At 49.6% G+C, this 14,287-nt stretch carries 14 protein-coding genes and 1 other RNA gene; 10 read left to right on the top strand and 5 right to left on the bottom strand.

What is annotated here, in order from left to right:
* Positions 1-4 precede the first annotated feature (4 nt).
* From IE064_RS17025 to IE064_RS17005, 5 genes are all read left to right on the top strand, one after another.
* Entirely contained in the window at positions 5-2,056 is a 2,052-nt protein-coding gene (locus tag IE064_RS17025) for a type IV pilus secretin PilQ (protein WP_189618892.1), read from the top strand.
* A gap of 212 nt (positions 2,057-2,268) precedes the next feature.
* Positions 2,269-2,784 (top strand): shikimate kinase AroK, encoded by a 516-nt coding sequence (gene aroK / locus IE064_RS17020; RefSeq protein ID WP_189618891.1) that lies wholly within the window; start codon positions 2,269-2,271, stop codon positions 2,782-2,784.
* A gap of 4 nt (positions 2,785-2,788) precedes the next feature.
* The gene (aroB, locus tag IE064_RS17015) at positions 2,789-3,871 is read left to right on the top strand and encodes a 3-dehydroquinate synthase (RefSeq protein WP_189618890.1); all 1,083 of its coding nucleotides are present in this window, start codon (positions 2,789-2,791) and stop codon (positions 3,869-3,871) included.
* A 75-nt stretch (positions 3,872-3,946) separates the two neighbouring features.
* Positions 3,947-5,359 carry an ATP-binding protein gene (locus IE064_RS17010; protein ID WP_189618889.1) on the top strand — a complete coding sequence of 471 codons (1,413 nt, stop codon included), beginning with the start codon at positions 3,947-3,949 and terminating at the stop codon, positions 5,357-5,359.
* 60 nt (positions 5,360-5,419) lie between these two features.
* Positions 5,420-6,265, top strand: a complete 846-nt coding sequence (locus IE064_RS17005) for a Dam family site-specific DNA-(adenine-N6)-methyltransferase (protein ID WP_189618888.1) — start codon at positions 5,420-5,422, stop codon at positions 6,263-6,265.
* Between the two features lie 36 nt (positions 6,266-6,301).
* Here IE064_RS17005 and IE064_RS17000 read toward each other — a convergent pair whose 3' ends face one another.
* Positions 6,302-6,661 (bottom strand): hypothetical protein, encoded by a 360-nt coding sequence (locus IE064_RS17000; protein WP_189618887.1) that lies wholly within the window; start codon positions 6,659-6,661, stop codon positions 6,302-6,304.
* Between the two features lie 189 nt (positions 6,662-6,850).
* Between IE064_RS17000 and rpe the strand changes: the two genes are divergently transcribed.
* From rpe to trpS, 3 genes are read left to right on the top strand one after another with little or no spacing between them, the layout of a single operon-like run.
* Positions 6,851-7,519 carry a ribulose-phosphate 3-epimerase gene (rpe, locus tag IE064_RS16995; RefSeq protein ID WP_189618886.1) on the top strand — a complete coding sequence of 223 codons (669 nt, stop codon included), beginning with the start codon at positions 6,851-6,853 and terminating at the stop codon, positions 7,517-7,519.
* A gap of 2 nt (positions 7,520-7,521) precedes the next feature.
* Positions 7,522-8,202, top strand: coding sequence for a phosphoglycolate phosphatase (locus tag IE064_RS16990; protein WP_189618885.1), 681 nt, complete (start codon positions 7,522-7,524; stop codon positions 8,200-8,202).
* Between the two features lie 19 nt (positions 8,203-8,221).
* On the top strand, positions 8,222-9,229 hold the full coding sequence (trpS, locus tag IE064_RS16985) for a tryptophan--tRNA ligase (RefSeq protein WP_189618884.1): 1,008 nt from the start codon (positions 8,222-8,224) through the stop codon (positions 9,227-9,229).
* Positions 9,230-9,303: 74 nt separating this feature from the next.
* On the opposite strand, the gene dolP is transcribed toward trpS, so the two are convergent.
* The 4 genes from dolP to IE064_RS16965 form a co-directional block, all read right to left on the bottom strand.
* Positions 9,304-9,888: a division/outer membrane stress-associated lipid-binding lipoprotein gene (gene dolP / locus IE064_RS16980; RefSeq protein WP_189618883.1), complete on the bottom strand. Its 585-nt coding sequence runs from the start codon at positions 9,886-9,888 to the stop codon at positions 9,304-9,306.
* The gene (locus IE064_RS16975; RefSeq protein ID WP_189618882.1) at positions 9,885-10,478 is read right to left on the bottom strand and encodes a phosphoheptose isomerase; all 594 of its coding nucleotides are present in this window, start codon (positions 10,476-10,478) and stop codon (positions 9,885-9,887) included. Before IE064_RS16975 ends, dolP begins: the two co-directional genes overlap by 4 nt.
* A gap of 96 nt (positions 10,479-10,574) precedes the next feature.
* Positions 10,575-10,901: a YraN family protein gene (locus tag IE064_RS16970; protein ID WP_189618881.1), complete on the bottom strand. Its 327-nt coding sequence runs from the start codon at positions 10,899-10,901 to the stop codon at positions 10,575-10,577.
* 15 nt (positions 10,902-10,916) lie between these two features.
* Positions 10,917-12,803, bottom strand: a complete 1,887-nt coding sequence (locus tag IE064_RS16965) for a penicillin-binding protein activator (RefSeq protein WP_189618880.1) — start codon at positions 12,801-12,803, stop codon at positions 10,917-10,919.
* Positions 12,804-12,891: 88 nt separating this feature from the next.
* Between IE064_RS16965 and rsmI the strand changes: the two genes are divergently transcribed.
* Both rsmI and rnpB read left to right on the top strand, forming a co-directional pair.
* On the top strand, positions 12,892-13,734 hold the full coding sequence (rsmI, locus tag IE064_RS16960; protein WP_189618879.1) for a 16S rRNA (cytidine(1402)-2'-O)-methyltransferase: 843 nt from the start codon (positions 12,892-12,894) through the stop codon (positions 13,732-13,734).
* A gap of 43 nt (positions 13,735-13,777) precedes the next feature.
* Positions 13,778-14,138: RNase P RNA component class A (gene rnpB, locus IE064_RS16955), an RNA gene on the top strand.
* Positions 14,139-14,287 lie beyond the last annotated feature (149 nt).

The raw sequence follows: 14,287 nt of genomic DNA, 5'->3' as shown, positions 1-14,287 counted from the left end.
AACAATGAGATTTTCTTTGGTGCATAAAACCCATAAGACAGCAGGCAACTGGTGGCGAGTCGCATTGGGCTGCGTGTTGATGGTGAATCTGGTTCCTTGTGCTTTGGCTGCGAACAAGCTCGTCGATGTCAAATACCACACTATCATAGATCACCAATTGGAGCTGGAGTTGGTATTTGACAGCCCAGTCTCTGAGCCAGAAATCAAACTCAGTGCTGATCCTGCAAGTATTAAGCTCAATTTCCGCGACACAGTCTCAGCACTTCAACAGTCGGTGCTCCCCATTAAACAGGTAGGGGTTGAGCAGTTGGCAACGGAACAGCAACCGGACACATTACAGGTAGCACTGAAGCTAGACAAAGTCCGTCCGTATCAGGGCAAAGCTATTGGTAGCAGCTATCGCCTGACCATTAACGACGAAACTATGAATGCTGCGGATAAAGCCTCTAGCCCATTCGTCAATAAAATCAAGAATATTGATTTCCATCGCGCTGGTGATAAAGGTGGCGAGTTGTTGGTTCAACTCGGAAATGCATCTGTTGCCGCAGACGTCAAACAAGTTGGGGCAAAATTGGAAGTCAAGTTTTATAACACGGATATTCCTGACGACATGCTGTACGTGATGGATGTGCAAGATTTTGCCACGCCGGTGCGCAGTTTCGAGACTTTCCGTGATGATTTGACCACCCGTTTTCTTATCGATATCAAAGGTCCGTACAAATACGATTATAAGCAGGACGGAAACCTGTTTACGCTGACCATGAGCGAGGATGAAAAAGCGACCGTGGTTGAGCCCGAGAAAAAATATACCGGGAAAAAACTATCACTGGACTTCCAGAATATCTCTGTGCGTACCGTGTTACAGATCCTCGCGGATTACAACCACTTCAACTTAGTGACCAGCGATACGGTAGAAGGTAGCATCACCTTGCGCCTGGATAACGTACCCTGGGATCAGGCCTTGGATCTGATCCTGAAGACCAAAGGTTTGGATAAGCGTATCGAAGGTAATATTCTGATGGTAGCGCCCGCCGACGAAATCGCTATTCGTGAAAGTCAGGATCTGAAAAATAAACAGGAAGTACAGAAGTTAGCGCCATTGTACTCAGAGTATCTGCAGATCAATTACGCCAAGGCGACAGATGTTGCCAAATTACTCAAAGGTGAAGGGACCAGTTTGTTAACAGATCGTGGTTCTGTCGCGGTAGATGAGCGTACCAATACGTTGTTGGTGAAAGACACGGCTGAAACCCTGGAGAATGTTCATCGTCTGGTCGATGTATTAGATATTCCCATCAAGCAAGTGCTGATTGAATCGCGCATGGTGACTGTGAGTGACACGGTTGCACAGGATCTGGGGGTGCGCTGGGGTATCACCGATCTGCAGGGTAACAAAGGGACTTCAGGCACGCTGGAAGGTGCTTCATCGCTGGTTTCCGGGACGACACCTTCCTTGGATGATCGCCTAAATGTGAATCTGCCTGCGGGTGCTAACAACGCTGCCAGTATTGCGTTTAATGTATCTAAACTGGCCGATGGTACCATACTCGACCTAGAACTGAGCGCGCTGGAACAGGAAAACAAAGGCGAGATTATCGCCAGTCCGCGTATCACCACCTCGAACCAGAAGTCTGCCTATATTGAACAAGGGGTGGAAATCCCGTATGTTGAGTCAGCATCTAGTGGTGCGGCAACTGTACGCTTTAAAAAAGCGGTATTATCGTTGCGGGTGACACCGCAGATTACGCCGGATAACAAGGTTATTCTGGATTTGGAAATTACTCAGGACTCCAAGGGTGAAGTTGTTACAACCCCACTGGGAGAAGCCGTGTCAATCAACACTCAAAAAGTGGGGACTCAGGTGTTGGTAAACAATGGTGAAACTATCGTTCTGGGTGGGATTTATCAGCAGCAGTTAATAAATAGTGTTAACAAAGTGCCAGTATTAGGGGATATTCCGGTGCTGGGAGCGTTATTTCGTAACACTTCAGATTCCAATGAACGTCATGAGCTGCTGATATTTGTGACTCCCAAGATTGTGACTGAAAAATTCTGATGCTGCGGTTCTGTTTGGAATGCCAGTGCTAGCCACTGGCACCACTTTCAAGGAAGAATTTTGGCTTTAATGGAGGGGTGAGCTTGCCTAAAGCCTCCATTAGCTGAGATAATCCCCGGTCAAGTCTCATTAGAGCAAGGTAAAACAATCCTGTCGGTTTGACCCTAAACCGACTTTCGGCAAACTTTTCATAAGATTCAGACGTATAAGAAATGGCTGAAAAACGTAATATATTTTTGGTAGGTCCTATGGGCGCAGGCAAAAGCACTATAGGCCGTCACTTAGCACAAATGCTGCACCTGGAATTCCACGATTCTGATCAGGAAATTGAAAGTCGCACCGGCGCAGATATTGCGTGGGTTTTTGACGTAGAAGGCGAAGAGGGGTTTCGCCGTCGTGAAGCTCAGGTCATCTCCGATTTAACTGAAAAACACGGTATTGTACTGGCGACTGGTGGTGGTTCGGTTCAGAGCAAGGATATCCGTAACTATCTCTCTGCTAGAGGTATCGTGGTTTATCTTGAAACAACTATCGACAAGCAAGTGGCGCGTACTCAACGTGACAAACGTCGACCATTGTTGCAAGTGGATAACCCACGTGAGGTTCTGGAAGAGTTAGCTGAAATACGTAATCCGCTGTATGAAGAAATTGCGGATATCGTTGTGAAAACCGATGAACAGAGCGCGAAAGTTGTCGCGAACCAGATCATTGAACAGTTAGGTTTTTAAGCTTATGACGCAACAGATCCAGGTGGAATTGGGCCAACGTAGTTACCCCATTTATATCGGCCAGGATCTGTTATTGCAGGCTGATAAACTGCTGGCAATGTTCGCTGGCAAAACACTGTTTATTGTCACCAATGACACGGTTGGTCCCCTGTATCTACAGCAGGTGACCGACGTGTTATCTAGCTTAGCCAAACAGGTGCACGCAGTTGTGCTGCCTGACGGCGAACAGTTTAAAACGCTTACCCATCTGGAGACTATCTTCACCGCGCTACTGCAGCATAACTGTGGGCGAGATGTTGTCATTGTTGCTCTCGGTGGCGGTGTTATAGGTGATATGGCCGGTTTTGCGGCGGCCAGTTACCAGCGTGGTGTTGCATTTGTGCAAATACCTACGACGCTATTGGCCCAGGTTGATTCTTCCGTCGGCGGTAAAACTGCGGTCAACCACCCATTAGGCAAGAATATGATCGGCGCTTTCTACCAACCGAAAGCCGTGCTGATTGATACTCATTGTTTAAAAACGCTGCCAGTACGTGAATTTGCTGCCGGAATGGCCGAGGTGATCAAATACGGCATTATATGGGACGGTGAGTTTTTTAAGTGGATTGAACAACATGCCGATGCGTTAAAGGCGTTAGCGCCCGATGCTTTGTCCTATGCCATTCGCCGTTGCTGTGAGATTAAAGCGGAAGTGGTCGCCGAGGATGAAACTGAGCATGGGGTTAGAGCGCTGCTCAATCTGGGACATACCTTTGGTCATGCGATTGAGGCGGAGATGGGCTACGGTAACTGGCTTCATGGAGAGGCGGTTGCCGCTGGCACGGTCCTTGCTGCTGAAACGGCTAAGATTATGGGATTGCTGGATGAGTCAATTGTTTGTCGCATTCGTCAACTGCTGGCAACTTTCGAATTACCCGTTAAGGCTCCGCAATCCATGAGTTTTGACAATTATATCAAGCATATGCGGCGAGATAAGAAAGTCCTGGCTGGTCAGATTCGTTTGGTACTACCTACTGCGTTAGGGCGTGCCGGTGTCTTTGCCGACGTCAGTGATTCACTGCTGGAGCAGGTTATCCGCCAACATTAATCACACTTGTGATACGGATTAGCGGTGGCTGGCGAACAACTTCTTTTGCCTTCTCAAGAGGCACTTCTATACAGATTGCAGCACCTTGCCTGTTATGGTGAGCAACTGGTGTTGCTTACTGGGGCTGCCGGGGCCGGAAAAACGACACTCATTACGGCTTTAGCTAATGAGTTGGAAGACTACAATCTGGCATTGGTGGCCTGTCCTCAGCATGCTAGCGCTGCAGAAATCCGGCGCAAAATCATTATGCAGTTGTTACCAGATCCATTATTTGATGATGAAACGCCGCTGGTGGACACCTTGTTGCGTTTTGTGCCGCAACTGCAAAAGCCACTGCACATCCTGTTGGATGATGCCGATAATCTGCCTTTGACGTTATGGGCTGAATGCCTGTTGTTAACGCAACTTCAGTGTGCGGGTATGGCTGTGACCTTGACGCTTACCGCTTCCCCGGAGTTTACCAAACAGTTGTTGCCACAGTTGCCACAACAGCAACGCCAATGGTTACTCCCCGTCAACCTCGAGCCGTTATCACTAGCGGAACGTGAAGGATTATACCAAACACTGCTGGCTCGCTCTCAGCAACAGACGTTTACCCCCAGAAGTATAGTGATAAAGCAGTTGGAGCAGCAGCGTGGAACTCCTGCGGAGGTTTTGCAACTGTTGCAGTTGGCACTGCAGGGTGAACCGAAAGCTGTACCTCCTAAATCCTGGCACAGGATAGTGTTGGTCGCGCTGATAGTTGTGTCAATGTTGGCCGCCGCTATCTGGTATACCGATAAGATAACAACGCCTTTACCAAAACAGCAGGTCGCCAGTTTGGTGGTAAGTAACCAAATTTCATTATCCCCAAATCTGTTGGATTGGCTGTCTCCCGCTTGGCGACCAAGCAGTAAAACAGCGGCGGTCGCTGTGACAATACCTTGGCGAGAAAGGCACATTGAGGTAACAGCGAAGGCAATAAAAACCGCTGAGACCGTGGTTGCCGCTGAAGATAGTGAATTATTGCGGGATGCTGCCGCAACCGCCGATGTTACGACGTCCGATTTACCTGTGGTAAACAATGCTCAAACAACGGAACTGGGCGAATCATCTGCCTCCGCGCCAGTTAAAACTGTTGCCGCTCCCCGGCCAACAGTGACGGCCGATGCTGAGAATACCGCAGGTAGCAAACCTCGTAACACGGCAGTGACAAAGGCTGCAACGAATGCAAAAACAACGCTCCCCAAGGATGGCTACACCCTACAGATCGCCAGTGTTAAACAGTTGCAATCTGTGCCGGGACAATTATCAGTCTTACCTGAAGACAGTCAGGTCTGGCTGTGTCGTAACGGGCCGTGGTGGGTGATTTTTAACGGTCATTTCAGTTCCCGCCAGCAAGCATTAAAAGCCGCAAAAATCATACAGCAACGTGGTGGTGCTGAACCGTGGATTCGGCCTTGGAAAACCTTGCAAAATTACCAACCCCAGCCATTGCCTCAGCCGTGATATTTGCGAACAAACAGGGTACAATCCTGAGTTTTGTATGAGCTGGCATCAAACGAATAAATGAATAAAAAACAACGGGCCTTCCTCAAATGGGCGGGTGGAAAATTCAAGCTGGTTGATGCCATTACCCGTCACTTACCGCCAGGACAACGCTTGGTTGAGCCCTTTGTTGGGGCCGGCTCAGTATTCCTGAATACCGATTACCCCAATTATCTGCTGTGCGATATTAATCAGGACCTCATCGACCTGTATCAAATCATTCAGCGAGAGCCTGAACGCTACATAGGTGCGGTGGGCGAGCTGTTTATACCCGCGATGAACGCCAGCGAGGCATTCTATCGGGTGCGGGACAAGTTTAATCGTAGCCGCAGTGCTTTTGATCGTGCGGTAAGTTTCTTGTATCTCAATCGTCATGGTTTTAACGGACTTTGTCGTTACAACCGTCGCGGTGCGTTCAATGTGCCTTTCGGCTCATATAAAAAGCCTTATTTCCCAGAGCAGGAAATTCGGGCGTTTGCGCAAAAAGCCGCCCGGGCGGAGTTTGTTTGTACTGGCTATGAACAGGCGTTTGCACAGATCCAATCTGGCGATGTGGTTTATTGCGATCCGCCTTATGCCCCGTTGTCTACCACCGCCAGTTTCACGACCTATGTCGGCGCTGGTTTCAGTTTGGATGACCAGGCAATTCTGGCGCGATGCTCTCGCACGACCGCATTGGATAAGGGGATACCCGTTGTCATTAGCAATCACGATATCGCCTTGACACGGGAACTGTATCGCGGCGCTAAAATGGAGACCGTCAGCGTTCAGCGCAATATCAGTCAGAAAGGCAGTGCCAGAAATAAAGTCAATGAATTAATCGCGCTATATGATCACACCTACCCAAGAGAGCTAGCGGAGTTGTAATCGCGATGGGGTTAATGTTGCTGCTGGTACGCAGAGTTACAGCCCAGAAGTGGAACGGCCAGTATTCCTTGGTGTCATATCATCCAATGGTTTACGTTCATGTCCATGCAATAGTTCAAGCAAATCAATAAAATGGAACTGTCCAGAACGGCTTTTACCACTGAGCCAACTGCTCCAACTGAGATCGTCATCTTGCATGGCACAGCGGTTGTTGGGATGGCTGCTGGGAAGTTTGGAATTATATTCAGTAACACTGGCGCAGTTTTGCGAAAGGCTATCATCGGCGGCAGTCAACACCTGCATCACCAGCGCAGCAATACCCACAGTACCGGCAACACTTGCCAGTATCACTGCGGATTTTATGCTGGAGACGCAATGCTCAGATCTTGAGGCCATTTTCCTTTGCCGGAGATGTTACGACTTTTGGAGTATAGCAAAACTGCTGTTAAATTAAACAGCTTTTTGACAGCATAGAAAAATTCCGGCTTTGTCGGCATTTTGCCGCAGAAATAGTGTGCTTTTGCTAGAGCCGAGCGGCTACGCCGGGTAAAATGGGCGACTTCTTAAACATCCCGTGAGAATCTTATGCGACCTTTTCTGATAGCCCCTTCTATCCTGTCGGCTGACTTTGCCCGTTTAGGCGAAGAGGTTGACGCAGTGTTGGCGGCAGGAGCAGATGTCATTCACTTTGATGTGATGGATAACCATTATGTGCCCAATCTCACTTTTGGCCCGATGATCTGTAAAGCACTGCGTAAATATGGGGTTACTGCGGATATTGATGTCCATTTGATGGTAAAACCCGTCGATAGCCTGATCCCGGATTTTGCCAATGCTGGCGCTTCCATTATCACGTTTCACCCGGAAGCCACCGAACATGTCGATCGTTCATTACAACTGATCCGCTCTTATGGCTGTAAAGCCGGGTTGGTATTTAACCCCGCGACACCACTGACTTACCTTGATTATGTTATGGATAAACTGGATGTGATCATGTTGATGTCGGTGAACCCCGGCTTTGGTGGGCAATCATTTATCCCGGCGACCATGACCAAGTTGGCTCAGGTACGCAAATTGATCGATGACAGCGGCTACGATATCCGTCTGGAAGTGGATGGCGGCGTCAAGGAAGAGAATATCGCGGAGATTGCTAAAGCGGGTGCCGATATGTTTGTGGCTGGCTCGGCAATTTTTGGACAGGATAATTACCGCGCCGTGATTGAGCGGATGCGACTGGCATTAACAGGGCTGTAAGGATGACGGATTTTAGTAAGATAAAAGGGATAGCATTTGATTTGGATGGCACGCTGGTGGACAGCGTGCCTGATCTTGGCGCCGCTTGTCGGGCGACATTGCTTGAGATGGGCTTGAGTGAATGCAGTGATGCGCAGGTGCGCAACTGGGTCGGCAATGGCACCACAATGCTGATGCGGCGCGCGCTGCATAACAGCCTCGGTGATGAACCCTCAGAAATACAGATGCAACAGGCGATGCCTTTGTTCACACAACACTATGAAACTTGCCTCAATCAATACAGTCAGTTGTACCCTGGCGTTGCTGACGTTTTGCCACAGTTGCATCGACAAGGTTATCAGCTGGCAGTCGTGACCAATAAGCCCTATAAATTCACTAAGCCACTGTTGGAATTTTTTGGTATTGCACCGCTGTTTTCTGTAGTGCTTGGTGGTGATAGTCTGGCAAAGATGAAGCCAGATCCGTTACCGCTACAGCATGTGCAGCAGCAATGGCAACTGAGTAGCGAGCAGTTGCTGATGGTGGGTGATTCCCGCAACGATATTCGGGCGGCGAAAGCGGCAATGCTAGCCTCAGTTGGCTTGACCTACGGTTATAACTACGGTGAAGATATCAGTCTTAGCGGCCCGGATGCCGTCTGTGATCATTTTGAACAAATTCTGACGTTATTGGCGTCTAAATAAACGGAGCATATAAAACATCATGAGCAGTAACAGTAAACCTATTGTATTCAGCGGTGCTCAGCCTTCTGGCGAGTTGACTATCGGCAACTATATTGGAGCGCTGCGGCAATGGGTGAACATGCAGGAAAGTCATGATTGCATTTACTGTGTGGTGGATTTACATGCCATAACTGTTCGACAAGATCCAGAACAGCTGCGCAAAGCTTGTCTCGACACGCTAGCGCTTTATCTGGCGTGCGGTGTCGATCCTAAAAAAAGTACGGTATTTATGCAGTCTCAGGTGCCGGAACATACCCAACTGGCTTGGGCGCTTAACTGTTATACCCAGATGGGTGAGCTGAGTCGTATGACCCAGTTCAAGGATAAATCCCAACGCCACGCCAACAATGTGAACGTTGGTCTATTTGATTACCCAGTATTGATGGCCGCGGATATTTTGTTGTATCAGGCCAACTTGGTACCAGTTGGACAGGATCAGAAACAGCATTTAGAACTGACGCGTGATATTGCCATCCGCTTCAATAATGCTTACGGCGATACGTTCACGGTTCCCGAGCCATTTATTCCCGAATTGGGCGCCAAGGTAATGGCACTGCAGGAACCGACTAAAAAGATGTCCAAGTCAGATGACAACCGCAATAACGTGATTGGTCTGCTAGAAGATCCCAAAGCGGTAATGAAAAAGCTCAAAAAAGCCATGACAGACAGCGAAGAGCCGCCAGTGGTGCGTTTTGATGTGGAAAATAAACCTGGTGTTTCTAATCTACTGAGCCTGATGTCCGGTGTTACCGGTGAAAGCGTGCAAACGCTGGAAGCACAGTTTGAAGGCAAGATGTATGGTCACCTGAAAACCGCCGCTGGTGACGCGGTTGTGGCGATGCTAGAACCATTGCAACAGCGCTATCAGCAATACCGGCAGGACACCAGTTTCCTTAACCAGATCTTGCATGAAGGTGCTGAAAAAGCACGGGTGCGCGCCAACGCTACGCTGAAAAGCACATATGATAAGTTAGGTTTTTTGCTCTGATAAGCGAGTAAACAATGTAAAAAAGCCGGATGATCACTCGCTTCCGGCTTTTTTACAACCGTCTACCCCGTTGGTTACGGCTTTGGTTCCACCTTTGGCTCTACATAGTCAAACATGCGGATGACTTTACGCACGCCAGAGGTGTTGCGGGCAATATCGGTTGCCAGATCCGCCTGCTCACGGCTGATAACTCCCAGTAGAAATACCTCGCCATTTTCGGTAACCACCTTAATACGAGTCATATCCAAGTTTTTATCATTCAGCATACGCCCTTTCACTTTAGTGGTGATCCAGGTGTCATTGCTGCGGGTAGTAAACGAAACTGGATTACCGATACGGATCTGATTGTGTATTTTGCCGCCCAATTTCAGATCCTGCACCAGTTGTACTGCCTTATCACGCAGGCGTGAATTAGGGGCTTGGCCAATCAGCAGTACATTGCCATTCATACTAATACCGCTGATATTGCACTGGGACTTAAGTTCTTCATCGGTGGAGAAGACGCTACTGATACGGAATTCGGTATTGGTATCGTCCAACTGGGTGCCAATCGGCCGCTCATCGTTAAGCATGACCGCGCCGCTTACTGTGCCGGCCATCATGGCACCCGCACAACCATTAAGCAGCCATATCAGTCCCAGCAGGAGCAGATATTTCATTGATTATCGTCCTGTGGAAACAGGGTGCGATCGATACTGTCACACAGACAGTGGATCACCAGCAAATGTACTTCTTGGATGCGGGCTGTGACATTTGAGGGTACGCGGATTTCCACATCATTAGCACTCAGCAATCCGGCCATGGCGCCGCCGTCTTTACCGGTCAACGCTACTATGGTCATATCACGGCTCAAGGCTGCCTCCATTGCTTTAACGACATTGCGTGAATTACCGCTGGTGGAGATCGCCAGCAAAATGTCACCCGGCTGGCCTAAGGCTAGCACTTGCTTGGAAAACACTTCATCGTAGCTGTAATCATTGGCGATGGCCGTGAGGGTAGAGCTGTCAGTTGTCAGCGCAATGGCTGGCAAAGGGGGGCGTTCAATTTCAAAACGATTCAACAATTCTGCTGAAAAGTGCTGGGCATCACCAGCGCTGCCACCGTTACCACACGCCAGTATTTTATGGCCACCCAACAGGCAGTTGACCATCATGGCTGCGGCCTTTTCAATATCATCAGGCAAGGCCTCGGCTGCATCGATTTTGGTCTGAATCGACTCGGTGAAACAGTCTTTGATACGTTCTAACATCCGTTCATCCTTCACTGACAAGAGTCACTATCATGCCACATTCGCCGTGATTTTTCAGACATGAAAAGTGTAAAAATAATGTTAATCAATGGCTTGCTAAAATGCTCCGGCGAGCCAATTCACTTCAGTACCGTCAATGGCTACCACATCGAAGCGGCAACTGTCTCTGATATTGTGTAGCTGCAGATATAAGCTGGCCGCCTTGCGGATACGTTGCCGTTGGGCGGCCGAAAGTGCCTGCAGTGCGCCACCAAACCCCTTTGTTGCACGGTATTTTACCTCAACAAATACCCAATCGCTGCCCTGTTTCATCACCAGATCCAGTTCTCCGAATGGATAGCGGACATTCTGTTCGACAAATTTTAAGCCCTGGCGTTCCAGAAAACGACGGGCGAGTTGTTCGGCATCCTTGCCTGTGGTCACGTGTTGACTCCTTGATCACTGCGGACGCAGTACTCCATGCCAATATCTGCCCCATTTTAACTGCCGGTTTAACACGCCATCGCTGTCAACGGACAGTTGACCTGTGCGGCCATTGAACTGGTAGCCGGGAAAAGCCCGCATCTGTGCCAGTTTGTTCACCAGTTGCAGTGAATCATAGCCCATGGCGTACAGCCGTTTCTGCGTATTGCCCCAAGATGGCCAAAGTGCCGCCACATTGCTGTCGGCGCTGTTTTGCAACAGCCACGGGATGTCACTCATGGTGATGTTGTTTAATTCCTGTACCGTCTGATGGCTGTCATCCTGGCGTGCGCGACTGCTGGTGTATATTGGTACAGGTTCTGCAAACACACTGAAGTTCACGTCAATATAGGGCTTGAGTAACGGTAATGACTGGTTACTGCAGATCATGTAGATGGCATCAATATCGCGCCGTGAGCGGAAGTCGGCTTTAATCTGATTTCCCAGTAAATTCTTAATCTGGTTGATGCGGGTCTGGCTATCGCTGACGCCTAAGGCATCCTGCACTGTGTCACGCATTTTATCAGCAGAGAAATAATGTACCTCAGCGGCTTCGTTGGTGAGCGATTGCCAACTGACGTTGAAACTTTCCGCCATGCGTCGGCCGATGTTATCGTCACTCACTAGCAGCAAAGGCCGTTCGATACCATCTTGATACATACGTTGGGCGGCATCGGCAGATTCTTGCGTGGGCGACAGCGCAAAATAGTAGTTGTCTTTGTCGACAACCAGCCTGCTGGTGTGGTTCAGAAATAGCTCTGGCGGTTTTGGCTGCGAGGTCACAACAATATTGGGTTGTGATGTTGGTGCCATTGCGGCCGCTTGTGGCTCGGCAACTGGCGGTTGTTGCAGCTTCAATACTTGATCGACTTCATTGGGTAACAACGGCCCAATGATAAAGTCGGCACCATTTTGTAATGCCTGCTGATAGGCGCTGTCTGCCCCTGCGGCAGTATCGTAAAAATTGAGGCTGATATTTTCGTCTGGTTCTGCCAAGTATGCAGCCACAATGCCTTGCCGCAGAGGTTCAGCAATATCTGCTCGCTCGCCACTAAGGGGTAACAATACCGCAATGCGTTGTGGGTGATAGGGTTTGGTACTCAGCGCCCGCTGCAGATCTGCCGGTAACTGCAATGCTGCCGGGTGCGAAGGATTGGCTTTTTGCCAACTGTCGAGGTGACTGACTAAACTGGCAGGGTCCACAGCATAATGTTTAGCTAAGTAGGCCAATTGCAGCCAGCCTAGATACATGACGTCATGACCCTTGCTGGCTTGGGCTTCTAACGCATTTTCTGGCTGAGATTTTAACAGCGTCCAGATCTGCTGATAAAGATTTTGGGCGTCCTTGGCAGACAGATATTGACTCCAGTCACTCAGTTCCCGCGCTTGCAACATCGGTTGCTTGGTTTTTTCATACAGCCGTACCCGCATCTGGTGGTAATTGTTCCACTGCCATTGCGGTAACTGCCAATCTGAACTGAATTGCAATTTGGCTAGCGCATCGCCAAAACGGCCCTGTTGTTCCAATACCCGTGCCCCAAGATAACGGTATTCCGCTTGCAGTTCAGGTTCTGCTAGCAGATTTTTTTGCAACGAGGCGAGGATTTCTGCGGCAGATTCCGGCTGATTATTATTCAGATAGGCCTTGGCCGCCAGCAACAGCAACCGTTGCTGCTGCAGCGGTGTCGTCGCTTTCGCAGCTTGGGCCATATATGCCGTAGGGGCGGCATCAGCCGTTGCCAATGAACTCGTTACACTCTCGGTTATCGCAGTCGGTTGTGATGGACTGCTGCCACAACCCCAGAGGCTGACCAGCAGCAGGACGGCAATTGTAGGCTTGATGATATTCTGGCTTTTCAACACAAGGCGTTACTCTGGTAAGATGCTGGCCTTAGTTTAACCTTCTATGTTGTCCAGTGAAAGACCGGACAATCTGTTCGCTGAGGTAGTTATGAGCGTGCCCGTCGCACTTTATATCGTTCCAACACCGATCGGTAATCTGGGGGATCTGACACCGCGAGCGGTGGAAGTGTTATCAGCGGTAAGCTTGATTGCCTGTGAAGATACCCGTCATAGTGGTAAGTTACTGAGTCATTTCAATATTACCACTCGCACTATGGCTCTGCATGATCACAACGAGCGCGCTAGGGCGCAATGGTTTATTGAAAAACTGCAAGCGGGTGAGTCGGTAGCGCTGATCAGCGATGCGGGTACACCGTTAATCTCCGATCCTGGCTATCATCTGGTATCACAAGTGCGTGAAGCGGGTTTTCAGGTGAGCCCGTTACCGGGGGCTTGTGCCGCCATTACCGCGTTATCGGCGTCTGGGTTGCCTTCCGACCGCTTTTCGTTTGAAGGCTTTCTGCCTGCCAAAGATAAAGCACGCTTGGATAAACTTGAATCACTCAAAGAAGATAGTCGCACGCTGATTTTCTACGAATCGCCTCACCGCATCCTGCCAAGCTTGGCGGCGTTAGCGCAGGTGTTTGGCGCCGAGCGTCCGATGGTGATGGCGCGGGAGCTTACTAAGACCTTTGAAACATTCCTGACGGGCAGTATCGGAGAGATCCGGGCGCAAGTAGAGGCTGACCCAAATCAGCAGAAAGGCGAAATAGTGCTCATGTGTCACGGTTATACCAATGCTGATGATGACGCGATACCGGCCAAAGCGCTGGATACATTGAAATTGCTGTGCACGGAATTGCCATTAAAGAAAGCCGCGGCGCTAACTGCAGAAATCCATGGCCTAAAGAAAAACGCACTCTACAAACTGGGGCTTGAACTTGACTGGTAATTAAATAGTTTGCCAGAAAGGTTGGCTAGGCTATAATCCGCGCCGAGTTGGCCAGGCAGTCGCTGCGTTCGCAAGAACGGGGAGGAAAGTCCGGGCTCCATAGAGCAGGGTGCCAGATAACGTCTGGGCGGCGTGAGCCGACGACCAGTGCAACAGAGAGTAGACCGCCAGCCTTCGGGCCGGTAAGGGTGAAAGGGTGCGGTAAGAGCGCACCGCGCGGCTGGTAACAGTCCGTGGCACGGTAAACTCCACCCGGAGCAAGATCAAATAGGGTTCCTTATGGCGTGGCTCGCGTCGGAACCGGGTAGATTGCTTGAGCCTGCGAGTGATTGCAGGCCTAGAGGAATGGCTGCCGCTCCCTTCGGGGAGAACAGAACCCGGCTTATATAGTGCCAACTCACCTCTTTTGAGGCCCAGCTAACTAGCTGGGCTTAATGTGATGGTCCGCCTCCCTTCTCAGCAACTATGCTGAGATTAGGCTAGACAGGAGGTAGACCATCATGTTTATTCAAGTACTCGGTATCGATTTAGGCAAGTCAAACTTTCATCTTAT

This window comes from Shewanella fodinae (assembly GCF_014651955.1).
GTDB classification, from domain to species: domain Bacteria; phylum Pseudomonadota; class Gammaproteobacteria; order Enterobacterales; family Shewanellaceae; genus Shewanella; species Shewanella fodinae.
This window is presented reverse-complemented; position numbering and strand designations above follow the sequence as displayed.

What these genes read in the sequence shown, in the direction of transcription:
- IE064_RS17025 (WP_189618892.1), top strand. Translation starts at nt 5, where the DNA reads ATGAGATTTTCTTTGGTGCATAAAACCCATAAGACAGCAGGCAACTGG.
- aroK (WP_189618891.1), top strand. Translation starts at nt 2,269, where the DNA reads ATGGCTGAAAAACGTAATATATTTTTGGTAGGTCCTATGGGCGCAGGC.
- aroB (WP_189618890.1), top strand. Translation starts at nt 2,789, where the DNA reads ATGACGCAACAGATCCAGGTGGAATTGGGCCAACGTAGTTACCCCATT.
- IE064_RS17005 (WP_189618888.1), top strand. Translation starts at nt 5,420, where the DNA reads ATGAATAAAAAACAACGGGCCTTCCTCAAATGGGCGGGTGGAAAATTC.
- IE064_RS17000 (WP_189618887.1), bottom strand. Translation starts at nt 6,661, where the DNA reads ATGGCCTCAAGATCTGAGCATTGCGTCTCCAGCATAAAATCCGCAGTG.
- rpe (WP_189618886.1), top strand. Translation starts at nt 6,851, where the DNA reads ATGCGACCTTTTCTGATAGCCCCTTCTATCCTGTCGGCTGACTTTGCC.
- IE064_RS16990 (WP_189618885.1), top strand. Translation starts at nt 7,522, where the DNA reads ATGACGGATTTTAGTAAGATAAAAGGGATAGCATTTGATTTGGATGGC.
- trpS (WP_189618884.1), top strand. Translation starts at nt 8,222, where the DNA reads ATGAGCAGTAACAGTAAACCTATTGTATTCAGCGGTGCTCAGCCTTCT.
- dolP (WP_189618883.1), bottom strand. Translation starts at nt 9,888, where the DNA reads ATGAAATATCTGCTCCTGCTGGGACTGATATGGCTGCTTAATGGTTGT.
- IE064_RS16975 (WP_189618882.1), bottom strand. Translation starts at nt 10,478, where the DNA reads ATGTTAGAACGTATCAAAGACTGTTTCACCGAGTCGATTCAGACCAAA.
- rsmI (WP_189618879.1), top strand. Translation starts at nt 12,892, where the DNA reads ATGAGCGTGCCCGTCGCACTTTATATCGTTCCAACACCGATCGGTAAT.